Source organism: Winogradskyella wandonensis (assembly GCF_004346845.1).
In the GTDB taxonomy this organism is placed as follows: domain Bacteria; phylum Bacteroidota; class Bacteroidia; order Flavobacteriales; family Flavobacteriaceae; genus Winogradskyella; species Winogradskyella wandonensis.
Genome location: NZ_SMGI01000001.1, coordinates 256,794 through 283,766, shown reverse-complemented (window position 1 = coordinate 283,766; position 26,973 = coordinate 256,794). Strand labels below are relative to the sequence as shown.

Genomic DNA, 26,973 nt, shown 5'->3' with positions numbered 1-26,973 from the left:
TCTTTTTTTTGTGAAGCAAATGTAACCAAACTATTTCCTATTTTTGAAACATGCGCATTACAAAACGAGGAGCTTTTCTTATTTTTTTAATTATTCAGATTATAGGAATTAACCTTTTGAAGCTTTTTCCTGAATTTGTAGAAACCTATTACAGTAACGGACTTTACGTTTTTTTATCCAAACTCATGCGCTATAGCTTTGGGTGGATATCTTTCTCAGTTGGTGATGTTTTCTATACAATCGCTGTTATTTATTTACTGAGGTGGCTTTATAAAAACTTCAAACGCATTTACAAAGACACCCTTAATTGGTTTTTAGATGTGGTCACAGTAATTTCTATTGCTTACTTTGCGTTTCATTTGCTTTGGGCTTTTAATTATTACCGTTTACCGCTTCATAAATCTTTAGGCATAAAAGCGGAGTACTCTACTGAAGAATTGGTGAGTTTCACCAAAAGACTTATTGAAAAGTCTAACACTATTCATCTTCAATTGTCAAAAAACGACAGTTTAAAAGTGGATTTGCCTTATACCAAAAAAGAGGTTTTTGATAAAGTAAAGAATGGTTATCAAATACTTTCAGAAAGCTATCCGCACTTATCATACAACCCAAAGAGTTTAAAACAATCGATATATAGCTTACCATTAACTTACATGGGATTTTCGGGCTATCTGAATCCCTTTACTAACGAAGCTCAAGTCGATGGATTGATTCCTATTTATAAATTCCCAACCACGTCCTGTCATGAAGTTGCGCATCAATTGGGTTATGCAGCAGAAAACGAAGCTAATTTTATTGGTGCTTTAGCTGCAGTGAATAACGACGACTTATATTTTAAATACTCAGGATATACGTTTGCATTGCGCTACTGTCTCGCTGAAGTTTATAAGCGAGATAAAGACATCTATAATTTACTTATAAAAACCATCAACAAAGGCATTTTAAAAAACTACCAAGAAGCCCAGGATTTTTGGAAATCTTATGAAAACCCTATTGAGCCTTTCTTTGAAAAAACGTTTGACACATTCTTAAAAGTAAATAACCAATCCCAAGGGATGAAAAGCTACAGCTATGTTGTGGCGCTTTTGGTGAATTACTACAATAACAAACCTCTCTAAAAACGTTAAAAATTCTTAATACGAATTAGGGTTTGTTCTTAAGTCTTATCTTTAGAAATCTAAATTAAACTAACTATCCTATGATTAAATTCTATTTAAGGCTGCTGATTCTCTCATGCAGTTTTTCGTTGTTCGCACAGGATTATTTCCCAAGTAATTCTGGTGTAAAATCTGACAACAACAGTAATTACACGGCATTTACTAACGCTACAATCCATGTCTCTCCTTCAGAAGTTATTAAAAACGGAACACTTTTGATTAAAGATGGAAAAGTAGTGAATGTGGGAAAATCTGTAAAAATACCAGCCAACACAACTAAAGTCGATTTGTCTGGAAAGTCCATTTACCCATCTTTTATAGACATGTACACGACCTTTGGCGTGAAAAAACCAGAGCGTGGAGGAAACGGACCACGATACGCTGCAAGTCGAAGTGGCTTTTATTGGAACGACCATATTATGCCAGAGCAAGATGTTATGGCCAGTTTTAAATATGATGCAAAAGATGCCTCAGAATTACATAAACTTGGTTTTGGTGCCGTAACCACGCATATGCCAGACGGTATTGTTCGTGGAACAGGTGCATTAATAGCGCTCAATAACGATGCAGACAATGCATTACGCGTGGTTGATGGTGAAGTGTCTCAGCATTTATCATTTAGTAAAAGTGTGCGCTCTAATCAATCCTATCCATCGTCTATTATGGGCAGCATGGCATTGTTACGCCAAATGTACGACGATGCCAAATGGTATGCCGCTGGAAATATAAACACTAGAGATTTATCATTGGAAGCTTTAAACGAGAATCGAAATTTAGTACAAATTTTCGAGGCTGGAAGTCGAGCTAATGTGCTACGTGCAGATAAAGTTGGCGACTCGCACAACATTCAATATACAATAGTTGGCGGTGGTGACGAATATGAGCGTTTAGACGAAATAAAAGCGACGAATGCCACCATAATTTTACCAATAGATTTTAGAATGGCTTACGATGTTGAAGACCCATTCTTGGCATCAACGCTATCGCTAAGCGATATGCGCGCTTGGAGTCAAGAACCACACAACCCAAGATTATTAGCCGAAAATAGTGTAAGATTTGCATTAACAACGCATGGTTTAAAATCCAAAAAGACCTTTAAAGCTAATTTGATGAAAGCCATTGAAAGTGGACTTTCTAAAGAAAAAGCCTTGGAAGCATTAACCACAGTTCCTGCAGCCCTATTAGGAAAATCTAACGAGCTGGGCACACTAAAAATAGGTGCATATGCTAATTTCTTAATTACCTCTGGTGATATCTTTGATAAAAAGACAAAGCTTTATGAAAACTGGGTACAAGGGATGCAGCATGTGATAAGCAATATGAATATTAAAGATATTGACGGCGAGTACACATTTAAATTAGCCGGTCAAGATTATGATTTAACTATTAGCGGAAGTACAAGTAAGCCAAAAGGAAAACTAGAATCGGATAATAAGTCTTATGACACCAAAATGAATTACGCTGATGATTGGGTAAACTTCACATTTAAAACAGCAGATAGTACCAAAACGGAATATATTCGTGTCGCAGCTAATGTAGCTAATGGCAATACGCTCAGCGGAACTGCCATTATGCCAAATGGTTCAGAATATAGCTTCTTTGCAAATAAAACATCTTCAGATTCAGATAAAAAAGACAATAAATCTAAGGAAGAGGAAACAGACGATGCCTTTATGAGTCCTATTACTTACCCTAATTTAGCCTATGGTTTTTTAGAAAAACCAAAATCTGAAACGCTCTTATTTAAAAATGCTACCGTTTGGACCAATGAAGCTGAAGGTATTTTAGAAAATACGGATGTGCTAATTAAGAATGGTAAAATTGCAAAAATCGGAAAAGATTTATCCGATAGAAGCGCAAAAGTTATTGACGCCACTGGAAAGCACATTACCGCTGGTATTATTGATGAGCACTCGCATATTGCCGCTGCTTCAATTAACGAAGGTGGACACAATTCTTCCGCCGAGGTTACTATAGAAGATGTGATTGATGATGAAGATATTGACATCTATAGAAATCTGGCTGGTGGTGTGACTTCAATTCAAATATTACACGGTTCGGCAAACCCAATTGGTGGACGCTCGGCAATTATAAAATTGAAATGGGGAGAAGCCGCTGATGATTATATCTATGACAACTCGCCTAAATTTATCAAGTTTGCTTTAGGTGAAAATGTAAAACAATCTAGAGCTAATAGAAACGAACGTTTCCCACAATCGCGTATGGGTGTTGAGCAAGTCTTTATCGACTACTTCTCAAGAGCAAAGGCTTATGACGAGGCTAAGAAAAGTGGTAAACCTTACCGAAAAGATACAGAAATGGAAGTCTTAGTTGAAATATTAAACGGTGAGCGTTTTATTTCTTGTCACTCTTACGTACAAAGCGAGATTAATATGCTTATGAAAGTTGCTGAGCAATTCAACTTTAGAATTAACACTTTCACACACATACTTGAAGGATACAAAGTAGCAAACAAAATGAAAGAACACGGTGTTGGCGGTTCTACATTTAGTGATTGGTGGGCTTACAAATATGAGGTTAACGATGCCATTCCTTACAATGCGGCAATCATGCACAATGCTGGTGTTACCGTGGCTATAAATAGTGACGATGCCGAAATGTCCAGACGCCTTAATCAAGAAGCGGCAAAATCTGTTAAGTATGGTGGTGTTAGTGAAGAGGAGGCTTTAAAATTTGTAACGCTTAATCCAGCAAAATTACTGCATTTAGATGACCGCGTAGGTAGCCTGAAAGTTGGCAAAGATGCAGATGTTGTTTTATGGAGCGACCATCCGTTATCTATATACGCTAAAGCTGAGAAAACAATTATTGAAGGTAAAACGTATTTCGATTTAGAAAAAGACAAACAAATGCGAGCTGCAATTCAGAAAGAAAAGAGCGACCTTATTAATAGAATGCTAAAAGCCAAAAACAAAGGTCTAAAGACACAACCTATCAAAAAGAAAGAAAAAGAATTATTGCATTGTCACTCCACACAATCTGGTATTTAATGCAAATTCTAAATTATAAGATTATGAAAAATTATATATACATCGCCGTACTTTTATTAACGTTAAGTATAAGTCAGGCACAACAAACTCCTGCACCAGAGCAAACCAAGCCTATTGCAATTATGGGTGCTACAGCACATATCGGTGACGGCACGGTAATAGAAAACAGTGTTATTACTTTTGCAGACGGAAAAATAACCACAGTTGCGGATGCCACCAAAATTCGTATTAACACCGCCGAAATGGATGTTATCGATGCTACTGGTAAACATGTTTATCCAGGCTTTATTGTTGCAAACGGAACTTTAGGATTAGTTGAAGTAGATGCCGTAAAAGCGTCTAACGATTTATCTGAATTAGGCACATTTAATCCTCATATCCGTAGCTTAATAGCTTACAATGCAGAATCTAAAATCGTAGAATCTATGCGCCCAAATGGTGTCCTTTTGGGTCAAGTTGTACCACGAGGTGGACGTATTACCGGTACATCTTCCGTTGTGCAATACGACGCTTGGAATTGGGAAGATGCTGCTATAAAAACAGATGACGGCATACACATAAATTGGCCAAGCACCTTTAGTCGCGGTCGCTGGTGGCTTGGTGAAGACCCAGGATTAAAACCTAATAAAAATTATGGGAAACAAGTAAAAGAATTAGAGCTATATTTTGTTGAAGCAAAAACACATAACGCTGGTAATAAAGCAGAACGCCATTTGCCTTTTGAAGCTATGGCTGGACTATTTAATGGCTCTAAGCATTTGTACATTAACGTAAATGACCAAAAAGGAATCACTGATGCCGTTAATTTTGCTAAATCTCATGGAATTAATAAACTTACGATTGTTGGTGCTTACGAAGCAGATAAAGTCGCCAATTTTTTAAAGCAAAACAATGTTTCTGTTTTTCTAAGACGTGTACATACAAGACCAAATAACGAAGATGACCATTATGACTTGCCATTTAAACTTGCTAAAAAACTAGTAGATGCTGGTGTTTTAGTTGCTTTAGAACCAAGCGGACAAATGGAACGTATGAATTCTCGTAATCTTCCGTTTTACGCAGGAACAACAGTGGCTTATGGTCTAACAAAAGAACAAGCTTTACAGCTTATCACTCAAAACCCAGCAAAAATAATGGGTATTGATAATACGTATGGCACTTTAAAGGAAGGTAAAAGCGCCACACTTTTTATTAGCGAAGGTGATGCTTTAGATATGCGTGGTAACCAATTGACTCATGCTTTCATAGATGGCCGAGATATAAGTTTAGAAACGCACCAAACCGAACTTTGGAAACGCTATTCAGGAAAACTTGAACGAGAACAAAAAGATTAAAACGAAGAAGGGAACCATACTTCGACTTAGCTCAGTAACCAAGGTTCCCTTTTTTTTATAAAATTAAATGAGATGGTCAATCAATCCCGAAGCTGCGGGACAGTATGACAAATCGTTAATCTATTGTATAATTTTCGCACCTTGGGGCATCCCAAATATAGCATCTTTTGGCGCTTCTTCTGAAACAACAACATCTGCAAATTCAACAGTATTTCTTAATTCAGTTGGATTATTATCTTCAACTGTATACCAAGATATACGTTTAGGCAAAACTAAATCATTAACTGTTTGCCAGTCATCATAACGGATGTAGCTAAACTTATCGCTTTTTCCTTCTTTTCCGTATGTTACGGTATAAGCTAACCATTGCATTTGTCCAGAATCCGCATCATAGTAAATAATATATTCATCGTTAGGAGATTCGCCAATACCTGCCTCATAAGAAACTAAAACACCTGGATAAGTCTTACCTTCAAAAGTAAGCGGATCAGCTTCTTCATAAATAATACCATCATCACCGACAATAAAAGGCATAGCATAGAAGTACATCATTAAACCTTTATAGAAACGTGCTTTTCCTCTATACGGTTTTTCGTTCTTTTCATTTACCCATAGCGTTCTTCCGTCAAAACCAATCGCATAATCTGGAGTATCGATTAATTCGGCACGCGTTTTTAGATTTGTAGTTGTAACCTCAGCTCCATTTGGCTTATTCATGGTAAAGGATAAGGTTTTCATTTTATTCCAGTGGTCTATTCCGCCATGGGCATCAAAAACTTTAGTAATACTTTCTGGATAGATACTTGTTGTGATATCTCCTTTTTTAATATTCTTAATTTCTTCTATTGAGGAGGTTTTATCGTTTTTACAGCCGATAACAATTAAAGCTGTTGCGAATAATGCTATTATTTTTTTCATTGTATTGATTTTGTTGATGCCTTTGACGTAAGATTTCCTCCAAAATTACACTACTTTTGCTAATAGTATGCACAAAATAATTTCTAGTACGCAAAACCCATATATCAAACAGCTTATTCAGCTTAAGGATAAGTCTCGCGAGCGAAAGAAAACGGGACAATTTCTGCTTGAAGGTAAACGTGAATTGTCACTGGCTATAAAAGGCGGATATACTATTGAAACGCTTTTATTTTTCCCTGACTTATTTTCTGAAAGCGAGGCCAAAGCAATGCGGCATTACAATGTTGAAATTATCGAAATTTCTAAAGATGTGTTTCAGAAATTAGCTCATAGAGAGACTACGGAAGGTGTTATTGCTATTGGCAAAACAAAATCACATGAACTTGAAGCCTTAGAATTAAAAAATAAAAATCCACTTATATTGGTGGCCGAAGCTCCTGAAAAACCGGGTAATGTGGGTGCTTTGTTACGTACAGCAGATGCTGCAAATGTAGATGCGGTGATTATAGCCAACCCAAAGTCAGATATTTACAATCCAAACATTATTCGTTCTAGTGTAGGTTGTGTGTTTACGACTGAAATTGGTGTTGCATCTACTGAAGAAGTTATCGCCTTTTTACAGAAATATAGTTTTAATATTTACGCAGCGATTCTTCAAGAATCACAACCCTATCACAAACAAGATTACACGTTACCTACGGCTATTGTTGTTGGTACAGAAGCTACTGGATTAACACAAGAATGGCGAGACGCAGCGACTCAAAATATTAGCATTCCTATGCAAGGTGTTATCGATTCGATGAACGTTTCTGTCGCAGCTGGAATTCTTATTTTTGAAGCGAAACGTCAACGTGATTTTAAATAATATAACGCTCTGTCAGGTTGAGCGCAGTCGAAACCTAAGACCTTTCGACTGCGCTCAAGGTGACATCTATAAAAATTAAACTAAATGAATTCTGAAATTCTATTCTACATCATCATAGGTATAATCCTCGTTAATTTTCTAAAGGATAAAATTTTAGATGCATTGAATGCTAAACATTTTAACGATGCCGTTCCATCTGAATTAGAAGATGTTTACGATGAAGCTGAATATAAAAAATCTCAGAATTATAAAGCTATAAATTACCGATTTGGCATATGGTCCTCATTATTCTCGCTAACACTGACGTTAGGTTTTCTCCTTCTTGATGGCTTTGAGTATGTCGATGCTATTGCCCGAAGTTATTCAGAAAACCCAATTATCATCGCCCTTATTTTCTTTGGTATAATTATGCTAGCAAGTGATATACTTTCAACACCTTTCTCCTACTACAAGACTTTTGTGATTGAAGAACAATTTGGGTTTAATAAGACAACTAAAAAGACCTTTATTTTAGATAAAATAAAAGGCTTGTTTATGATGGCTTTATTAGGTGGAAGTATACTAGCGCTCATTGTTTGGTTTTATCAAATTACAGGCAGTCAATTTTGGTTATATGCTTGGGGAATTGTTATTATTTTCACCGTATTTATGAATATGTTTTATGCCAAACTCATTGTACCACTTTTTAATAAGCAAACGCCTTTGGAAGAAGGCGAATTGCGTGACAAAATTTCAAACTACGCCAATTCTGTTGGGTTTAATCTTGATAAAATTTTCGTGATTGACGGTTCCAAACGAAGTACAAAAGCTAATGCCTATTTCTCTGGATTTGGTAGCGAAAAAAGGGTGACGCTGTTTGATACCTTGATTACTGATTTGGATGATGAAGAAATCGTTTCGGTATTGGCTCATGAAGTTGGGCATTACAAGCGAAAACACATTATTTTTAATCTATCTGCTTCAGTATTATTGACGGGTTTCACACTTTTTATTTTATCTATTTTTATCTCCAATCCATTATTATCAAATGCTATAGGCGTAGAAACTCCAAGTTTTCATGCAGGCTTAATCGCTTTTGGATTGCTCTACTCGCCTATTTCTGAAATTACAGGTTTAATTATGAATTATTTCTCTCGTAAGTTTGAATATGAAGCTGATGATTACGCTAAAACCACTTATAAAGCAGAACCGTTAATTTCATCTTTAAAAAAACTATCTAAAAACAGTTTGAGTAATTTAACACCTCATCCTGCTTACGTTTTTATGCATTATTCGCATCCAACACTTTTACAAAGAATTAAGAATTTACAACAATAGGCTTTTTATCTTTGTAAAATATGCCACAAACCACAGTCATTTCATTTTTCACATACAAAGGCTTTAAAAATAAATGGCAAGCGCTTGGTCGCATGGGAAGACCTCCACTTCTTAATAAGGATATTTCTGGACTTACATTTTGGAAAGCACTTGGTGCTGGTAGCGGTAACGGATTTTCAATATGGCCAGATTGGTCAACCTTTGGATTGTTAACGGTTTTTAATTCGGAAGACGAAGCAAAGAAATTCTTAGATTCAGATATTATAGAAGAGTATCAAAGTAGCTCTGAAAAGCATAGTCATATTTTAATGCATTCTATAAAAGCACATGGTAAATGGAGTAAACAAGAACCGTTTAATGCCGAAGTAAAGTATAACGAATCTCAACCTATTGCCGTAATTACTAGAGCGACTATAAAACCAAAATTAGCTTACAAATTTTGGCGCTATGTGCCTTCAGTTTCAAAATCTATGGACGGACATGTAGGCTTAATTTTTTCTAAAGGCATCGGTGAATGGCCTATTTTTATGCAGGCTACATTTTCGTTTTGGGAAAAAGGAGAACACATGATGGCTTACGCGTATAGCAATAAAAAACATGCCGATATGGTTAAAAAAACCAGAGAACTCGGCTGGTATTCTGAAGAGTTATTCTCGCGTTTTCATCCGTTTGAAGTGAGAGGAAACTTAATTGATAATATCTTTATTTAGAACTTTAGTTTAATACTTTAAACTGAAAAACCACAGAACTAGACTCGTTACCTTCTGCATCTTTAGTTGTTATGCTCCAATAATAAATAGTATCTGGAGTAACTGCAACTGATTGTTCTGTATTGGTAATATCCGCGTTACTTATTTCAGGAGGATTACTCGTTCCAAAATACACATCATAACCTACAATATCATCATCTACATCATTTCCGTTCCATTGTAAAGTCACAGTGCTTGTTGCAAGAATATTTTGCGCCATTGTTGGAGAAATAATCTCTGCGGGGAAAGGTGGGTATGTTTGCACACCTATCCCAGCATTATAGAAGTTCCAAGATTCACTAGTCAATATATCATCCCTGTAAACATAGCTTACGAACCACCTAAAAGAATTTGCACGCGCTATAGTAATTGGCACTAAAAAATCAGTAGTTTCTAGTTCTATAATTTCGCCAGTATTTAAATTCTCAACTGTAACATTATAGCTATCTGCATTATTGTTGGGAACCCACTCAAATAATACGGTACTTTCGGTATCAGTTATGTTAGTTCCTGTTGTGCACAACTCATTCTCTAAAGGAAAAATTAATTGAACACCTTCAACCTCATCCTGAATTTCTCCAAAAGGAATAGTTGTATCTATCATATCGTCTGTAGTATCCTTACAGGAGGATAACAGTACCAAAAAAACACAGAATATGTAAACTATCTTTTTCATTCTTTAATAATTTTATGAGTTGTACGCATGGAATCAGATTGTAGCATAATCACATACATTCCTGAGGCTAAACTGCTAGTGTCAACTTCAATGGTACTACCTTGATTTTGAATAATCTTTGAAAAAACAAGCTGACCAAAAAGAGAGTATATTTTTATATCAACTTCTTCATCAGAAATACCGTTATATATCTTTAAGTCGTTATTGAAAGGATTTGGATAGACTAAAAACTCATCCGTAACAATAATTGTTTCTTCAAAAACACCTTGACACTCTAAATCTGTTGTGACTTTCAATGTATTAATACCTTGTTGGAGTTCTAACTGAAGTTCTGGATTATAGGTCACAAAAGATTCTCCATTAAACTCTATATTGTACCTTAAATTCCCTGACATATCAAGAGCCAATCTATTTGTGCCCGCAATTCTACTTGAAAATACCGATAATGGGTCTGGTTGCTCTATGACTATCGTATAACACAATTCGTAATCTGGCCATTCTTCAATGGTAATACATAACTCATAAGTCCCTGCTAATAGATTAAAAATATCAACATCATTCGTAAAATTATAAGCCTGATTAAAATCGTCGCTAGTTAAGGTTGCTGTATAGTTATAAACCTCTTGAGTTTCAATAGAAATGATTCCGTTATTACTATTTAAGCAAGTTTCACTGGTTATAGAGATTAAAAAATTGTTATTAGGTAAGTCTGGAATAGCACAACCAAATAAATCTACTGTTGCTCCAAATGGTGTTCCAGGACATAAATCATCAACGTTGGGTACACCATCATTATCAGCATCTAAACAAACAATTTGATAGGTTGCCGTATCGTCTTTACTCCAATTATCGTAAGTACCATCAGTGTTTTCTATAACCGCCACAGGATTATCAACCAAAATACAGCCTAAGTCTGGATTGTTGGTAGCGTTGAATATTTGAATGTTTTGATTATTTCCATTTTGAATATTCAATTGGTCATCAATAAGCATATTTGATTGACAGAAGAGTATTTCTAAATTTATGTTTTGAGTTAAACTTAAACTACCAATAAGATTATTTGAACAATTTAAATCTTCAAGATTTGTTAAGGTATCTACATTAAGGTTTTCAATAGAATTATCTGAAACATTTAAATCTATTAATCGCACATTGGCATCGATATCAATTTGAGATAAGTCATTCTTGGAGACATCTAAAACTAGTAGTTGTGTGAGAGAAGAAACATCAATTTCTGTTAGTAGATTATCTGAAGTATCTAAATCTACAAGTGCCGAATTATTACTTAAATCTACAGATGAAATAGTATTAATTTCGAAATTAAGGTTTTGTAAGGCTATAAAATCTTCAATTCCCGTTAAATCTGAAATCTCCCGAGAGGATATATTTAGAAAAGTAATGGTTTCTATAGTTGCTGTCTGCACATAATCGTCTAGAGCTCCAGAATCAAAGCCTAAATCGATTAAAGCCTGCTCAAAGTTATCGTCTGGCACAAAGGTTTGCCCAAAAAAGCAATTATCAGAAAACTGAGCCGTTGCATCTGTAAGCCAAGTTACACCTGCTGGTACCGTACCGTTATCTGTTTCGATACAAGTTAAATCTGGATTATTCTGAGCATCTAAAAAAGATAAGCTATTATTTTGTCCGTTCTTAATATTTAAAACTTCTAACAGGTTAGACGCACAATTAATACTCGTCATATTTTGATTTAACTGAAAATCGAGCTCAGTTATCTGATTAAAATCACAATTAAAACTTTCTAACGATAAGACTTCACTTGGCAAAAATGTAGTAAACGAATTATTAGAAATATCTAAATCTGTAAGGCTGCTATTGTTACTTAAATCTAATGCACTAATCGTGTTAGAGGCACAGTTAATTATATTTAGCAACGTATTATTTAAAACACTTAAGTTGCTTAATTGATTTTCTGAACAATTAAGACTGATAAGGTTAGTATTTTGGTCTATTATTAGTTCTGTAAGCGAATTATTAGAACAATTTAAAGTTTGTAAGGCCTCAAAATCTTCAATACCGGTAAGGTCAGCTATATTATTTCCACTCACATCTAAATTGATTAAAGTTTCAATATTAATAGTTGGCACGTAATCGTTTAGAGGTCCCGAGTCATAACCCAAATCTATAAGAGCTTGCTCAAAATTGTCATCGGGCACAAAGGTTTCTCCAAAATTACAATCTATGTTATACTCGGTAGCGTCATCTTTAATCCAACCTGCGCCGATAGAATTGGCATCATCTACTTGTATACAATCTAGATTAGGATTTCCTGTAGCATTTAAACTTGCGATTTCTGGGTTGATTCCATTTTGGATATTTAAAAAACTCAATAAATTATTAGAGACATTTATTGTAATAGTTTCTGGGCAAAAATCTGTTTGCCCAGGTTGAAACACACAAGCTGAAATTGCCATAGAGCTTAAATCTAAATCATCTTCAAGCTGATTATTACTGAGGTCAATGCGCTTTAAATTCCCAAGGTTAGACGAAAGATTTATAGTAGCTAAGCTATTGGTGCTTGCGTTAATTTCTATGAGATTTGTATTAGCTGTAAGGTCAATTGTAGTTAGTTGATTATTAGCACATCCTAAAAATTCTAAAAGTGGATTTGAAGCTAAATTGATTGAATTAATATCATTAAAACTACAATTAAGCTGTTCTAAAATTGGGTTTCCAGATAAATCTAGCTCTGTTAAATTATTTTGCGACAAAAGAGCTTCTACCAAATTGCCATTATTCATCAAATTGATAGCGGTAATTTGATTATTTGTTGCCGAAAGGAAACTTAAATCTGGATTATTCTGAACGTTAAGTGCATTTAAACTGTTTGTGCCACAATTAAGAAACGATAAAGCTTGATAGCTTGTTACTACTAAATCTGAAAGACTATTATTTGCGCAACTTAAACGTGTTAATGTTGTATTAAGTGTTGAAATAGTTGTAAGTGTTTGTAGCTGATTACTATCGCTATTTAAATCTTCTAAAAGTGTATTAGCACTAATATCTAAGGCAGATAGACTGTTGTTTGAACAATTTAACCTAACTAAGGCTAAATTATTTGACACATTGAGATTTGTAATATTATTGTCAGCACAGTCTAAAACCTGGAGGTTTTCGTTAAGACTAGTATCTAAATTAGAAAGGTTATTACCTGCGCAAAACAATTCTAATAATGCAATTGTTCCTGTTGTATTTAAAAGGCCATTAGTATCGTTAATATCATTTGTAAGAAAAAAATTAGAACTGCAATTTAATCGTTCTAAATTCACCATATTACTAACATCTAAATCATCTAAAAAGTTACCACTACAGTCTAACTCTACAAGAGATTTAAAATCTCTAATCCCTGTTAAATCCGAGATACCTTCATCACTAACATTTAGTGTCTGTACTAATTCAATATTTGCTGTTAATACTTGCCCATCAATCACATTATCGTATCCAAAATCAATAAGCTTTTGTTCAAAAACTGGGTCTGTGATGAGTGTAATTCTATTATTAACACAATCGTCATTATAGGATGCTGTTGTATCAATCTGCCAAGCCATAGGAATGTTTCCTAAAATTGCATTGTCTACGTTGATACAGAAAAGATTTGGGTTTCCTTCAGCATTAAAAGTTGTCAGACCAGCATTGTTGCCATTAGCTATGTTCAGCGAGATTAATGCATTATCGTTGCATATAATTGATGTTAAATTGGCATTTATTGATAGGTCTAAATCTTCAATCTGGTTATTTGCACAGTAAATTGTAGACAAAGCTAAATTTGTAGTTAACTCTAAAACCGATAGCGAATTATCTGAGCAATTTAAGTTTACTAAAGCTGTAAAATCTTCAATTCCGGTAAGGTCTTCAATTGCTAATCCAGAAATATCTAAATCGGTTAACATATTTATATCTCCGGTAGGCACATAGTTATTTAGCGTATTATCGGAATCTATACCTAGGTCGATTAATGCCTGTTCGAAATTATTATCCGGGACATAAGTACCACAATTGAGATTGTAATCAGCAGCAGCATCTTTTTGCCATCCAGCTGCACCGTTTGCAAAGGCTACATCGTCTACTTCAATACAAAATAAGTTAGGGTTATTTAGAGCATTAAAGTTTGTAATAGCTGCATTATTACCGTTAATCAAGTTGAGCGCAAATAAGTTATTATCATTACATAAAGTAGATATTAAAGCTGTATTGTTTGATAAGTCAAGACTTTCAATCTGATTAAAAGCACAATCTAAATCAGTGATTAACACATTAAAATCTAATGCTAAGTCTGTTAAACTATTTCCAGAACAATCAAGGTTTGTCAGTAACGTATTGTTTGATACATCTAAGCTAGGCATATTATTATCCTGAACATTTATTACCAATAAAGACGTATTTGCAGAAAGGTCTAAATCCAATAAAGCATTATCCGAAATATCTAAATCTTCTAAAGCCGTATTTGCAGATAAATCGACAGTTTCTATAGCGTTTCCACTACAATTTAAATTTACGAGTGCTATAAAATCTTCAATACCTTCTAAACTCACAATTGAGGCACTTGAAACATCGAGAGTGGTTAAATTTTCGATGTTTGCTCTTAACACCAAGTTATCCAAAAGGTCATCGTAGCCTTGATTAATGAGCTCTTGCTCAAAATTATCATCTGGTACATAGGTAAAAATGTCTGCACACATGTTTTCTGAAAAATAGGCCCAATCGTCTTTGACCCAATTATTTCCGGGCGTAAATCCAGCATCAATTTGAATACAAGGTAAATCGGGATTATCTGTCGCATCAAAAACAGAAACTAAATCATTAAATCCATTATTAACCACTAAAGCTGTTAGCTGATTTCTAGAGACATTAATTGTAGCAGCACCTTGACATAAGGTTACAGGGTCTGTTTGTGGGTCTGGGCATGCTATAGAATTAATGTTAGATAAATCTAAGTCAGTTAAGCGATTATTGGAAGCGTCAAGGTTTTTTAAAACCGTATTGTTATTTAAGTTTAAGAGATTTATTTGGTTAGAAGAACAAAATAGACTTTCTAAATTAGGATTGTTGCTAACAGTGAGCTCGCCTATCAATCTATTGTTGGACACATTAAGAAGTCTTAAGTTGGCATTAGCGGATACATCAATACTTGCAATCCTATTATTATTACAAACTAAAACCTCAAGAGCTAAGAACTCTTCAATCCCAATAATATTTTCAATTTGTAATTCGATAATATTCAGTGACGTCACCGTCTGAATTCTATTAGTCAGAACCAAACTATTATTCTCAATTCCATCACCCATGCTTTCTGGATTACCAACATTAACTTCAGTTCCGTCCGCAGTATGAGTTTCAAGATAGTTCTCGAAATTAGCATCTGGAATTATCGTAGTCTGAGCAAGTAAAATTTGAAAAGTACTTATAAAAAATACTATTAATCTTATGTTAGTTTTCATGGAAAACATGTTTACTTGATTCTATTTCTATTATTAATCTTTAGTAAAAACTGATTTATGATAGTGTAGCTGTTTATCCAACTTATCTATTAACTCCGTTATTAACGTTTCTTTATAAGCTGGGTCATTATCAATTTTATTCCAGAAATAATTATTTTCGACATCAACACCATTAAGCACCATTTGTTTTCTTGCCATATCAAAAGCTTTTTGAATATCTTCTTTAGTTATTTCCCAGTAAACAATTTCTCCATACTCAGCCTGCGCAACTTCATATTTTCTGTTATAATAATTATTAATAGGTAATTCATTATAAGATTCATCTTCATTAAGAGCATTTAGAGGTTTTCCGTTCTTAATATCATTAAGTGCTTTATATATGTCGGCTATTTGAGTTTTCAATTCTGTGATTTCTTGAGACTGTATCGATATTTTATTTTCAAGTTTTTTTATAATTGGATTATTATCATTTTTATTAATACCAACAGCTACATTGATCATACTCTTACTAATAGCTTGATTATTTTCTGACCAAGCTACACCAACTATATGCTTTATTTGTTCAACTCTAATATCCTCTGGTGAGATGGCAACCCCAGTACCATCATTCATTCCGCTTGGTATGATATAATCACCAATTTTAACTTTACCATAAACTTTAACTGGTACTTGGCCCATAAAAGCTACTTTTTCGTACTCTGATTCCCTATCTTTTGGTGGCATATTTCCTAATACAATTGGTTTATAGGAAACCACCATTACGCGTTCTGCACCAATGACATTTTTAGAAATTTTTCCACCTTTCAAACCCACAATATCACCATAAGTAATATTTTCATTTAAATCTTCTCGTTTTAAATATTCGGCATAATCACCAGCCCCAGAAGCATAGGTTACACCTTGATAAATTATTTTATTATTATCATAAATAGCTTTATTGAGATTAGATCTGTCCAGTACAAGCGCCGCAAGTACTGTTTGCGCTGTAGCTGAGATAAGTTCTACTCCTGCAAATCCTATATCTGCTGGACCAGGTGAAGCTAGGCAACCTCCTAATCCAATACAAGCTCGAAAATCTGTGGACGCCTTGATTAGTTGCGCGCCAGAAATTACTTGATGTGCTATTGCAAAACCTAAATCAATCTCTGAATCGTAAATATCGAATTCTAACGAAGATTGATCAAATTCATAATCTGCATTATTACCAAACTCACTTGGTATCTCCCCTTCTATCCTACCCCATGGTGTATTACTCATTTGATCATAAAAGGTTATAAAATTTGTATCGTTAGACCGACTTCCATTTACTCTAATGGCAAGACCATTATTTCCGCCATCAATTAAAAGCGGATGATTTCCTATTGTATTTCCTTGGTTTGGCAGATTAGATGTAATTCTTACTTGATTTCCTTGACCATCTATAAGTGTTTCTCCATTTATTGTAGTTACTCCGTTTAGGACGCTGCTTAAATTAACCGTTAGGTTATCTACCGACATATCTCCGAAACTGGCTTGTCCAGTTACAGTTAAATCATTTAGAGTCGTTAAGCCTAGTACACCTAAATCTCTCTCGAAATTTGCATTACCACCAACTCTTAAACTTCCTGATAAATCTGTGGGATTCTGTCCATTAACACTAAACGCATTATTTATGTTAGTTTCTCCGTCGACCGTTAATGTCCCTGACAGATAACTTGGTACATCGCCAATAACCGTTAGTGCATCGTTAAAATTAGCTGGTCCTTCCACGACCAATTCTCCGTTTAAAAATGTCCTATCATCGACAGTTAAAGTTCCTGTTGCTTTAATATCTCTATGAAGCACGTATGGCAAATAGGTTAACCTTTCGTTACTTAGAAATTCGAAATTAGTACCACCTTCAAAATCTATTTCTACCCTTAGAAATTTTATCTCACCATCCCAATTAATCTCTTTAAACTCGTCATTATCTAAACCGATAATAAGATTAACTCTACCAAACTCGTCTGTGTCTACAGTTCGTGTCTCAACAAACAATGGATTATTCTGGTCGTTATTTGCATCTAGTATAGAAAACTTTATCGCAATGGTGGCGTTTGGCAAATAATTCCCTTGAGAGTCTACGCCTGGTAATTCTAAATCATCTGGTCCAATGATGACCGCTTGATAAGATATACCATCTGTTTGCGAAAAAAGCAGTGTCGAAAAGCAAATACATAATGCTATTAATAGTAATTTTTTCATGGCTAATTGTATTGTGTTAGTTGTTTTTAAATTTTGATAAGTTTTGTATTAAAACGTTTTCTTTTTGAAGCGACTTTCAAGAAATAAGTGCCTTTTGATATGTTTTCAATCTGTATTTCTACGTCTTGTCTCGGCTCAAAGTTTTGATTGTAAATTAGTCTTCCGTTGATGTCAAAAATCAACACCGAAATATCGCTTTGAATACGTTCTGTAAAAACAATGTTTAATTGACGACTAAAAGGATTTGGAAAAACCTTTGCGGAAAGCAAACTACTGTAATCACGGCTTTGATGAATATTAAGAGGTTGCTGATAACCTTGTCTTAAGTAGTAGCCATTAGACTTATAAGTCCCTATAATACTAGATTGCCCAATACTTTGACTCACCTTATAAGTTCCTCTAGAAGTCTCTATAGTTTGAGAAGAACCTGCTACACCAAGATTTGACGATATAATTCGATAATCCGAATTATTTTGTGCTTGAAATACTTGAACACAACAAAGTAAAAATGCTAATCGTAGAAGTGTTTTCATAATTTATATTGTTTTTTGATAGTCGCAGATGACTCAAATCTATAATTAAAAACTATTAATAATCAGCTAATTATAGAATGTCCACCTTTTGTCTACTTATATTTAACAACTTTAAAAATCGCAATTACATGATGGTAGATTTATTATAAAACCAATACCAAATTGATGTGCATTTAGATTTAAGGTCTCTCTTGTATCTCCGCTATTAATTAATGCCGACTGTCCGTAGCTATAGCCAGCAGTAATAGCTGTGCTACTAGAAACTGGATATTGCATCTGAATACCTCCTCTAAAAAATAGGATTGTATTGTTAAACTCTTCTTCTCCTACCAGATTAAAAACAGAATTATTGATGGTTTGTGTACCACGAATTAAAAACTCTGGTGCTACTGTAAGATTTGCGAGAAAGGTAAGGTCTCTGACCTGAAATAGTTTTATCCCTAATCCTGCTTTAAGCCCTAAATAACTTACATCCCACTCAAAAAAATTATCTACACTCGCTTCACTGCCGATTGCACCATAGTTATTATAACTAAGTCCTACATTTAAAAACATGGTTTCTGCCGGGTTAATACTCTGACGATACCCCATACCGTAATACGATTTAGATGTAGAAATCAAGTTATCAAGAGGTTGACCCTGAGAGTTCTCGTAATCAAAAGCAGAAATTGTTGTACCTAGTTCAAAATAGAGTTGTTGAGATACACTTGGTAAACTGACCAGTAAAAAAGCCAAAAGTGACACTAATTTGTTTGACATACCTTAATGTTTTGTTTGTCGAAGATAGATTAAAAAACAACCGAAATGACTGAAAATCAGTCTTGTCCACCTTTTGTCCACCCCAAAATCATTAAAATTTTTAAAAAAATATTGACCTTTAATATGGGTGGACAAAACCTAATTAGCAATTGCTATGTTTTTGATTATCAATTAGATAAAAAATAACAAATACTATAATCACATAAATAACTTGAAAAACTAATCATTATGCTCTGCAAAAAGTCTCTCAAAAATGTCCTCGTTAGTAACTTCCTTAAAAACTTAATCCAAAGCGTAAACATTGCAATTAAATATATCTGCTTACTGTGTTTTATAATGTTTAGTATTAGTAGTCAGAGCCAGAACCAAAAATGGGTAGACAGCTTACAACTGATAATTAGATCTACAAAAAACGATAGTGTTAAAGCCAAAGCACAACTGACATTAGCTGAAAGGTTAGTTTATAAAGATCCAAGAATGGCCAAATTATATATAGATGAAGCAAGTCTTATTTACAAAAAAAGGCCTTATGTGCGTGGCTATGCAAGTTTATATGGCGTAAAGGCTAATTACTTTTACACACAGAGTGTTTATGACTCTTGCATGGTTTATTTAGAAAAATCTGGGAACGAGTTTATGAAAATTGGTGACACTCTGTTGGGCGCAACAATAAAATCTAATTTAGCCCTAACTGTAAAAGTACTTACTAGAGACTATGATAGAGTCGAAGAGTTAATCGACGAGATAGAACCTATTGCCAGAAAATACAAGGATACATCCTTATTAGCAACCGCAATAGAAAATAGAGGCATCATAGCGCTTAATAGAGGTTATAGAAATATAGCACTAAAGCATATGAAAGAAACTATTGAATTAAGAGAACAAGCCTTTGATTCGGTTTTACTGCCACAAGCCTATTATACTATTGGGAATCTATATCAAGATATGTATCAAAACAAAGAAGCTGTAAATCAGCTAGATATTGGTATAAAAATCGCCGATGCTATAGGACAAAATAATCAGAAAGCGCAATTGCTTAGAATGAAATCAATGTCGCAAATAAAATTATCTCAACTTGATGAAGCTTATGAAAGTGCTTTAAAATCTTTAGAGCTTTCTAAACAAATTAATCTAAAATCCAACATTCTATCGACCCTAATACAGTTAGCAGAAATTGAAATAAATAGAGAGAATTACAAAGAAGCTAAAGCATACCTCGATGAAGTAGAACGCACAGACGGTCAACAAAAAAATATTGGCATAGTCTATAATTATAATATAATGCGTGGTCTACTTAATACAGAAATTAACAATTATACGGAGGCCATAGCAAATTTTGATTACTGCATTTCTGAAGCAGAAAAAAACAATTCATATAGAAACTTAAAGAGAACTAAGCTCTTTAAGTCTAAAGTTCTCAATAAAATGGGAAAATATGATTTGGCATACGACTTATTGAAAGAGAGTATAAATGCCAGCGATTCTCTAAATAGTTATTTAAGAACGAGTTTGGCTGAAGAGCAAAAAGTAATTTTTGAAACCAATAGAAAAGAAAAAGAGATTGCTCTTCAAAAATCTGAAATAGAACTACTCAAAGAACAAGAAAAAGTTGCTGAATCAAGATTTCAGCTTTTAGTCATGGGACTCATTTCATTGTTGGTACTGGGAGGCTTATTATTCTATGCGATACGACAAAAAATGAAACGAAACAGACTTGAGCGTCAAAAACTAGATGGTGATTTAGAATTTAAAGAAAAACAATTGACGACGCATGCGCTTCATCTTGCTCATAAAAATGAAGTCCTACTAGACTTAAAAGAGCAATTAAAATCCATTAAATCGAAGAGTAATAACATAAGAGGATTTCAAAGTATTATTAATAATATTAATCTAGATATTAATAACGATAACAATTGGGAACAGTTTAAATCTTACTTCGAAGACGTACATAAAGACTTCAATACCAAAATAATGAGAAATTATCCTGAAGTGAGTAATAACGATTTAAGACTGATGTCTCTTTTGAAGATGAATTTATCTAGTAAAGAAATAGCCAACATCTTAAACATCTCTGTTGAAGGTGTAAAAAAAGCGAGGTATCGTCTACGAAAAAAACTAAATCTGTCTACGGAAGAGTCGCTTCAAGAATTAGTTATATCACTGTAATTCAATATTTTAAATAAATATGTCCACGTTTTGTCCGGTACTGTTATAGGCTAAGTCCACTTATTGTCCGTAGAGATTCTTTTATTTCGTTAAGACCATCATGTAGGTTTGTAGTGTCATTACAAATGACTACCAGTTTTGTGGTGTCTTGCGCTGGATATGGCTGCAGACTTCCAGTTGCGGGCCGCTACAAAAACTAATGTTTAACCACAAAACACAAACATTATGAATTTCTCTAAAAACAAATCAAAACGTGCTAAGCGTTCTAAAGAACGATTAGCTTTTACAATTTTTCTAATTCTTTCAGCTGTATTTATATTTTCTTGAGTATAGGTATCAAAAGTTGAAAACTTAAATTTTATAATATCAAATTAAACATCACAAAATCATGGGATTACTACTCTTGTATAAAATATACTGTCTAATAATAAAAAGTAAAAGAAAGCCCGCTTTAATTAGGGAATAACTTCACCATATAAGTCAAAATCTTCAGCTTCTGTGACTTTAACAGTGGTAAATTCACCTGTTTTAAGATACGTTTTAGTAGCATCGATTAAAACCTCGTTGTCCACATCTGGAGAATCAAATTCGGTACGACCTACAAAGTAATTACCTTCTTTTCGGTCAATAACTACTTTAAACTCCTGTCCTATTTTTTGCTGATTGAGTTCCCATGAGATTTGAGATTGAATTTCCATTATCTCATTTGCGCGCTGAATTTTCACCTCTTCTGGTACATCGTCTTCAAGATTATACGCATGTGTGTTTTCTTCGTGAGAATAGGTAAAGCAACCCAAACGCTCAAAACGCATATCTTTTACCCATTGCTTTAGGGTTTGAAAGTCCTCTTCAGTTTCCCCTGGATAACCAACAATCAGTGTTGTTCTAATAGTCATCTCGGGAACTTTAGCTCTGAATTCCTTAAGTAATTTAGTTGTCTTTTCTTTAGTAGTTCCACGACGCATACTTTTCAAAATAGAATCCGAAATATGTTGTAACGGAATATCTAGATAATTGCAAATCTTCGGTTCACGATTCATAATATCTAAAACATCCATCGGGAAACCTGTTGGGAATGCGTAATGTAAACGAATCCACTCAATACCTTCAACTTTTACTAAGTTTTCTAGTAATTCAGCTAAGTTTCGTTTTTTATATAAATCTAAGCCGTAATAGGTTAAATCTTGTGCAATGAGTATTAGTTCCTTCACGCCGTTTGCTGCTAATTTTTCAGCTTCGGTCACCAAATCTTCAATTGGCGTACTCTTATGTTTACCTCGCATTAATGGAATAGCACAAAAACTACAAGGTCTATCACAACCTTCGGCAATCTTTAAATAAGCATAATTTTTAGGCGTAGTTGTTAAACGCTCGCCAATTAATTCATGCTTATAATCTGCGCCTAAAGCTTTAAGTAAATGAGGCAATTCTGTAGTCCCAAAATACTGGTCTACATTTGGGATTTCTTTTTCTAAATCTGGTTTGTAACGCTCACTTAAACAACCTGTTACAAAAACCTTATCCACATCGCCATCTTCCTTTTTTTGCATATAGTGTAAAATAGTGTTTACACTTTCCTCTTTAGCATTATTAATAAAACCGCAAGTATTAATCACAACCACATTACCTTCTTGCTCATGAACCACATCCTTTCCACTGGCCTTTAATTGCCCCATTAACACCTCGCTGTCGTATACATTTTTACTACAACCGAGTGTTACCACATTAATTCTGTTCTTCTTAAGAGTTTTTGTACGCATAGTCTTTTAAATCAGCATGCAAAGATACATAATGATTTAGGATATATAATTTTTGATTCTACCATTTATGAATATTGGATTTTAAACTATTTTTATTTTTTGCAGTCTTAACTGTAACCAAATCAAAACAGCATGCGAATAAGGTTTCTAATTTCTTCATTTATAATTCTATTTTCTTGTAGCTCAACTGAGAATATTTCTCAAGAACCTATAGATAACAATACAGATATTTACTTTCCACCAATAAACTCTGATGAATGGGAAACACTTTCTATTTCAGAATTAAATTGGAATGCCTCTGAATTGCAGCCACTTTTAGATTTTTTGGAAGAAAATAACAGTAAAAGTTTTATTATACTTCATAAAGGTAAAATTGTTGTTGAAGAATATTTCAACGGACATTCCGCCACATCACCTTGGTATTGGGCTAGTGCAGGAAAAACGTTGACAACAGCAATCACTGGTGTTGCTCAATTTGAAAATCTATTAAGCCTTGATGATAAAGTTTCAGATTATTTGGGCGAAGGTTGGACCAGTATATCAAGTGATAAAGAGCAATTAATTACTAACAGAAATTTGCTGACCATGACTTCTGGTTTAGATGATTTTTCAGAAAATATAGCTACAGAGAATTTAAACTATGTTGCTGATGCTGGCGAGCGTTGGGCTTATCATGGTGTTTATGTAAAGCTTCAAGATGTTATTGCCCAAGCGTCTAACCAAGACTGGGACAATTATTTTAGCTCTAAATTAAAAAACAAAATTGGCATGTCGGGTGCTTGGATTCCTATGGGTTTGGCTAACGTCTATTGGAGCAATACGAGAAGCATGGCTCGTTTTGGCTTATTAACTTCCGCAAATGGGAAATGGGAAAACGAACAAATCATCCCTGAAGCCTATTTAGAAGATGCGACTACAACTTCTCAAAATTTAAATGAAGCTTATGGCTTCATGTGGTGGCTTAACGGAAAATCAACGTACATGTTACCGCAAACACAGTTTGTTTTTCAAGGAAAATTAATTCCAAATGCTCCAGACGATATGTATTGTGCTTTGGGAAAAAACGACCAGAAAATCTACATCGTACCCAGTAAAGATTTAGTCGTTATTCGAATGGGTAACGCTGCCGATGATGATAATTTTGCTTTGTCTGATTTTGATAATGAACTTTGGGCAAAAATCAATACATTAATCAATTAATTATAGTCTTTTGGTGCGACTCTAGCTTTTGATGCTTGCTCATAAACGTAAGCCCACTCCAGTAATTGTTTCTCTCGTAATCGACTAGAAATAAAGGTTAATCCCATTGGTCTTCCATTATCTTGGTATCCCATTGGTACTGTCAATGCCGGATATTCTGCGACAGCTGCAAAACCAGCATGATAGTTGTTAATAGACAAAAAACCATCTAGATTGTGAGCTCGCATTGGCTTGTCAAAATACTGTCTTCCATTGGTTTTTAGAGTGTCTTTAATACGCTCTAAAAAAGTAGCATCACCTTTATCGTTGGCAATACCTTTAAACAGATTTTGTCCATAAGGCATCGACGTTAATGAGTCTTTTAAGTTGAATGCCATAAAATCTTCAATAGTTCGCATAGCTATGTCCTTATTCGCATAGGCTTCCATATATGCTGGTAAATCTTTTTTCATATCGAGATTTAATAATCTTAGGAAGTTTGGTAAACCTAGCTTCTCTTCATTGATTTCAACAATCACTGCGCCTTGCGCTTTTAAAACTTCTAAAGCCCTAACATATAATGAATCCTCTAGTAAACGCTTAGGTGCTCCAAAACGCTTACCGTTAATACTTGCATTTTTTAGGTTTTCATAATAGAATCCATTATCTAGAAGCGCATCTATTGTTTTCGGGTCAGATGTATCCACTCCAAAAATAGCATCCAACAAAATGGCGTTATCCATCACAGTTTTGGTCATTGGACCTGCTGTATCTAAGGTTGAAGAAATTGGTACAACTCCAGTACGACTTACCAAGCCAATTGTAGGTTTTAGTCCAACAATAGAATTACTACTCGCTGGCGATAAAATAGAGCCCGAAGTTTCACTACCAATAGCCGCCGCTGCAAAGTTTGCAGAAACGGCAACACCAGAACCAGAACTCGAACCGCCAGTATCTATAATTCTGCGCCCGTATGGATTTAAGGTTTGGCCACCTACCGCAGAATAACCACTAGGGCAATCGCCACAGAAAAAATAAGCCCATTCGCTCAGATTGGCTTTTCCAAGAATCAACGCACCTTTAGATTTTAACTTTGCCGTTAAAACAGCATCACCCGTTTTATTATTCATTAATGCTGCTGCACCAGCAGTTGTGACCATATTTGCTGCATTAATATTATCTTTTAAGAGAATTGGCATTCCAAAAATAGGGTGCATACCTTCTTCAAACTCTGTCCCATCGGCTTCTCTTGCTTCTTTTATGACATTTGGGTTTATTGAGATAACTGAATTTAATGATAAATCGTTTTCTCTGTCAAATTTTCTAATACGGTACAAATAGAATTTTGTGAGTTGCTCGTAATTAAACTTCCCATCAGCAATATGCTTTTGAAGCGTCATTATATCGCTTTCTAAAATCAAAGGTTTTAAACGATTATAATCTGCTTCTTTTAAGTCTTCCATCTGAGGGTTAATACGTTCCCAGATTTCTGTTTTTGTGATTAGTTTAGAGTCTAGGACTTTAAACTCTCTAAAATCTTTGGTAGAAATTGCACTTAAATCGTCATCCGTATTTGTATTGTCGATTACGGTTTCTGACTCGCTGATTGGTGTACGTGCTTCATTAGATTTTGAAGCATCTTTGCACGAGAAAATAAAAAATAATAGAAATAAAGTAAGGTACTTAGTCATGGTTCGTATTTTTTATAAAAATACGAAAAGCACAACTTATATGGAATAAAAAGACCCCACAGGTTTTAAAAACTATGAGGTCTAATATTTAGATTAAATTATAAGATACTGAATCAATCCCGACGCTTCGGGACAGCATGACAAAGTGAACCTTATTTACTTGAAAAACGAATCCACAAACTCGTACTTATTAAAGACTTGCAAGTCTTCGATACCTTCGCCAACACCAATGTATTTCACTGGGATTTGAAATTGGTCACTTATACCAATCACCACACCACCTTTTGCAGTACCATCTAATTTGGTAACAGCAAGCGATGTCACTTCTGTTGCCGCAGTGAATTGTTTGGCTTGCTCAAATGCATTTTGACCTGTTGAACCATCTAAAACTAAAAGTACATCGTGTGGCGCATCGCCAACTACTTTTTGCATGACACGTTTAACTTTAGTTAGCTCATTCATTAAGTTGACTTTATTATGTAAACGTCCTGCCGTATCTATAATAATAACATCGGCATCTTGGTTAACACCAGATTGTAAAGCATCAAACGCAACAGATGCTGGGTCACTTCCCATTTCTTGACGAATCATTGGTACGTCTACTCTATCTGCCCAAACTTGCAATTGGTCAATCGCTGCAGCTCTAAAGGTATCTGCTGCACCAAGAACCACTTTAAGTCCTTTCTTTTTAAACTGATACGCTAACTTTCCAATGGTCGTTGTCTTGCCAACTCCGTTTACACCTACGACCATGAGTACGTAAGGCGTTTTCTTTCCATTTTCTTGTGCTGGAAATTCGGGAATTGTATAATCGACATCTTCACCCGAATTAGTTTCGGATAATAAACCTGCGATTTCTTCTCTTAAAATCTGATTCAGTTCTGATGTACCTAAATATTTATCTTTCGCCACTCTAGCTTCGATACGTTCAATGACTTTAAGTGTCGTGTTCACACCGACATCACTGGTGACTAGGATTTCTTCAAGATTATCTAGCACATCGTCATCAACTTTAGATTTTCCTGCTACAGCCTTGTTAAGTTTGTTGAAAAATGAGGATTTAGATTTCTCTAAACCTTTATCTAGGGTTTCTTTCTTTTCTGAAGAAAATATTTTTTTGAAAAAACTCATCGTTTGCGTTAAGTCGTTTTTTGTTAAGTTGTTTATCTTTCTGCGTTA

The 26,973-nt window shown here is 34.5% G+C and carries 17 protein-coding genes; 8 read left to right on the top strand and 9 right to left on the bottom strand.

All coding sequences use genetic code 11. The features are described from left to right. The first annotated feature begins 50 nt into the window (after window positions 1–50). The 3 genes from DFQ05_RS01335 to DFQ05_RS01325 all read left to right on the top strand — a co-directional run bounded on the left by DFQ05_RS01335 (window position 51) and on the right by DFQ05_RS01325 (window position 5,502). Window positions 51–1,118 (top strand): DUF3810 domain-containing protein, encoded by a 1,068-nt coding sequence (locus DFQ05_RS01335; RefSeq protein ID WP_199221951.1) that lies wholly within the window; start codon window positions 51–53, stop codon window positions 1,116–1,118. An 80-nt stretch (window positions 1,119–1,198) separates the two neighbouring features. Next, complete coding sequence (locus DFQ05_RS01330; RefSeq protein WP_132702794.1) at window positions 1,199–4,168, top strand: amidohydrolase family protein; 2,970 nt, start codon at window positions 1,199–1,201, stop codon at window positions 4,166–4,168. Between the two features lie 23 nt (window positions 4,169–4,191). Further along, window positions 4,192–5,502 (top strand): amidohydrolase family protein, encoded by a 1,311-nt coding sequence (locus DFQ05_RS01325; RefSeq protein WP_132702792.1) that lies wholly within the window; start codon window positions 4,192–4,194, stop codon window positions 5,500–5,502. A 120-nt stretch (window positions 5,503–5,622) separates the two neighbouring features. Here the strand turns inward: DFQ05_RS01325 and DFQ05_RS01320 are convergent, their stop codons facing one another. Beyond that, entirely contained in the window at window positions 5,623–6,420 is a 798-nt protein-coding gene (locus DFQ05_RS01320) for a DUF6503 family protein (RefSeq protein WP_132702790.1), read from the bottom strand. Between the two features lie 67 nt (window positions 6,421–6,487). Here DFQ05_RS01320 and DFQ05_RS01315 point away from each other — a divergent pair, with 67 nt between their 5' ends. From DFQ05_RS01315 to DFQ05_RS01305, 3 genes are all read left to right on the top strand, one after another. Continuing rightward, a complete protein-coding gene (locus DFQ05_RS01315; protein WP_132702788.1) occupies window positions 6,488–7,285 on the top strand; it encodes a TrmH family RNA methyltransferase in 798 nt (265 codons plus the stop codon). An 84-nt stretch (window positions 7,286–7,369) separates the two neighbouring features. Next, window positions 7,370–8,602: a M48 family metallopeptidase gene (locus DFQ05_RS01310; RefSeq protein WP_132702786.1), complete on the top strand. Its 1,233-nt coding sequence runs from the start codon at window positions 7,370–7,372 to the stop codon at window positions 8,600–8,602. Between the two features lie 20 nt (window positions 8,603–8,622). Continuing rightward, on the top strand, window positions 8,623–9,312 hold the full coding sequence (locus tag DFQ05_RS01305; protein WP_132702784.1) for a hypothetical protein: 690 nt from the start codon (window positions 8,623–8,625) through the stop codon (window positions 9,310–9,312). Between the two features lie 4 nt (window positions 9,313–9,316). Here the strand turns inward: DFQ05_RS01305 and DFQ05_RS01300 are convergent, their stop codons facing one another. The 5 genes from DFQ05_RS01300 to DFQ05_RS01280 all read right to left on the bottom strand — a co-directional run bounded on the left by DFQ05_RS01300 (window position 9,317) and on the right by DFQ05_RS01280 (window position 18,998). Continuing rightward, window positions 9,317–10,027 (bottom strand): hypothetical protein, encoded by a 711-nt coding sequence (locus DFQ05_RS01300; protein WP_132702782.1) that lies wholly within the window; start codon window positions 10,025–10,027, stop codon window positions 9,317–9,319. Further along, window positions 10,024–15,483, bottom strand: a complete 5,460-nt coding sequence (locus DFQ05_RS01295; protein ID WP_158281881.1) for a T9SS type A sorting domain-containing protein — start codon at window positions 15,481–15,483, stop codon at window positions 10,024–10,026. The genes DFQ05_RS01300 and DFQ05_RS01295 overlap by 4 nt, the downstream gene beginning before the upstream one ends. Before the next feature lie 33 nt (window positions 15,484–15,516). Next, complete coding sequence (locus DFQ05_RS01290) at window positions 15,517–17,706, bottom strand: hypothetical protein (protein ID WP_132702778.1); 2,190 nt, start codon at window positions 17,704–17,706, stop codon at window positions 15,517–15,519. Window positions 17,707–17,732: 26 nt separating this feature from the next. Continuing rightward, a complete protein-coding gene (locus DFQ05_RS01285) occupies window positions 17,733–18,239 on the bottom strand; it encodes a T9SS type A sorting domain-containing protein (protein ID WP_132702776.1) in 507 nt (168 codons plus the stop codon). A gap of 111 nt (window positions 18,240–18,350) precedes the next feature. After that, a complete protein-coding gene (locus tag DFQ05_RS01280; RefSeq protein WP_132702774.1) occupies window positions 18,351–18,998 on the bottom strand; it encodes an outer membrane beta-barrel protein in 648 nt (215 codons plus the stop codon). Window positions 18,999–19,475: 477 nt separating this feature from the next. Between DFQ05_RS01280 and DFQ05_RS01275 the strand changes: the two genes are divergently transcribed. Beyond that, window positions 19,476–21,164, top strand: a complete 1,689-nt coding sequence (locus DFQ05_RS01275; RefSeq protein ID WP_132702772.1) for a tetratricopeptide repeat protein — start codon at window positions 19,476–19,478, stop codon at window positions 21,162–21,164. A gap of 455 nt (window positions 21,165–21,619) precedes the next feature. On the opposite strand, the gene rimO is transcribed toward DFQ05_RS01275, so the two are convergent. Further along, the gene (gene rimO / locus DFQ05_RS01270; protein ID WP_132702769.1) at window positions 21,620–22,924 is read right to left on the bottom strand and encodes a 30S ribosomal protein S12 methylthiotransferase RimO; all 1,305 of its coding nucleotides are present in this window, start codon (window positions 22,922–22,924) and stop codon (window positions 21,620–21,622) included. A 132-nt stretch (window positions 22,925–23,056) separates the two neighbouring features. Here rimO and DFQ05_RS01265 point away from each other — a divergent pair, with 132 nt between their 5' ends. Next, entirely contained in the window at window positions 23,057–24,124 is a 1,068-nt protein-coding gene (locus DFQ05_RS01265) for a serine hydrolase domain-containing protein (RefSeq protein WP_132702767.1), read from the top strand. Here DFQ05_RS01265 and DFQ05_RS01260 read toward each other — a convergent pair. Together DFQ05_RS01260 and ftsY are read right to left on the bottom strand one after the other, a co-directional pair. Continuing rightward, the gene (locus DFQ05_RS01260; RefSeq protein ID WP_132702765.1) at window positions 24,121–25,794 is read right to left on the bottom strand and encodes an amidase family protein; all 1,674 of its coding nucleotides are present in this window, start codon (window positions 25,792–25,794) and stop codon (window positions 24,121–24,123) included. The genes DFQ05_RS01265 and DFQ05_RS01260 overlap by 4 nt on opposite strands. Window positions 25,795–25,950: 156 nt before the next feature. Continuing rightward, complete coding sequence (ftsY, locus tag DFQ05_RS01255) at window positions 25,951–26,925, bottom strand: signal recognition particle-docking protein FtsY (protein WP_132702763.1); 975 nt, start codon at window positions 26,923–26,925, stop codon at window positions 25,951–25,953. Window positions 26,926–26,973: the final 48 nt, after the last annotated feature.

Coding starts and splice junctions, on each gene's coding strand:
- DFQ05_RS01260 (WP_132702765.1), bottom strand. CDS start 25,794: ATGACTAAGTACCTTACTTTATTTCTATTATTTTTTATTTTCTCGTGC.
- DFQ05_RS01285 (WP_132702776.1), bottom strand. CDS start 18,239: ATGAAAACACTTCTACGATTAGCATTTTTACTTTGTTGTGTTCAAGTA.
- DFQ05_RS01325 (WP_132702792.1), top strand. CDS start 4,192: ATGAAAAATTATATATACATCGCCGTACTTTTATTAACGTTAAGTATA.
- DFQ05_RS01335 (WP_199221951.1), top strand. CDS start 51: ATGCGCATTACAAAACGAGGAGCTTTTCTTATTTTTTTAATTATTCAG.
- DFQ05_RS01295 (WP_158281881.1), bottom strand. CDS start 15,483: ATGAAAACTAACATAAGATTAATAGTATTTTTTATAAGTACTTTTCAA.
- DFQ05_RS01320 (WP_132702790.1), bottom strand. CDS start 6,420: ATGAAAAAAATAATAGCATTATTCGCAACAGCTTTAATTGTTATCGGC.
- DFQ05_RS01275 (WP_132702772.1), top strand. CDS start 19,476: ATGGCCAAATTATATATAGATGAAGCAAGTCTTATTTACAAAAAAAGG.
- DFQ05_RS01300 (WP_132702782.1), bottom strand. CDS start 10,027: ATGAAAAAGATAGTTTACATATTCTGTGTTTTTTTGGTACTGTTATCC.
- DFQ05_RS01305 (WP_132702784.1), top strand. CDS start 8,623: ATGCCACAAACCACAGTCATTTCATTTTTCACATACAAAGGCTTTAAA.
- DFQ05_RS01280 (WP_132702774.1), bottom strand. CDS start 18,998: ATGTCAAACAAATTAGTGTCACTTTTGGCTTTTTTACTGGTCAGTTTA.
- DFQ05_RS01315 (WP_132702788.1), top strand. CDS start 6,488: ATGCACAAAATAATTTCTAGTACGCAAAACCCATATATCAAACAGCTT.
- rimO (WP_132702769.1), bottom strand. CDS start 22,924: ATGCGTACAAAAACTCTTAAGAAGAACAGAATTAATGTGGTAACACTC.
- DFQ05_RS01310 (WP_132702786.1), top strand. CDS start 7,370: ATGAATTCTGAAATTCTATTCTACATCATCATAGGTATAATCCTCGTT.
- DFQ05_RS01265 (WP_132702767.1), top strand. CDS start 23,057: ATGCGAATAAGGTTTCTAATTTCTTCATTTATAATTCTATTTTCTTGT.
- DFQ05_RS01290 (WP_132702778.1), bottom strand. CDS start 17,706: ATGAAAAAATTACTATTAATAGCATTATGTATTTGCTTTTCGACACTG.
- DFQ05_RS01330 (WP_132702794.1), top strand. CDS start 1,199: ATGATTAAATTCTATTTAAGGCTGCTGATTCTCTCATGCAGTTTTTCG.
- ftsY (WP_132702763.1), bottom strand. CDS start 26,925: ATGAGTTTTTTCAAAAAAATATTTTCTTCAGAAAAGAAAGAAACCCTA.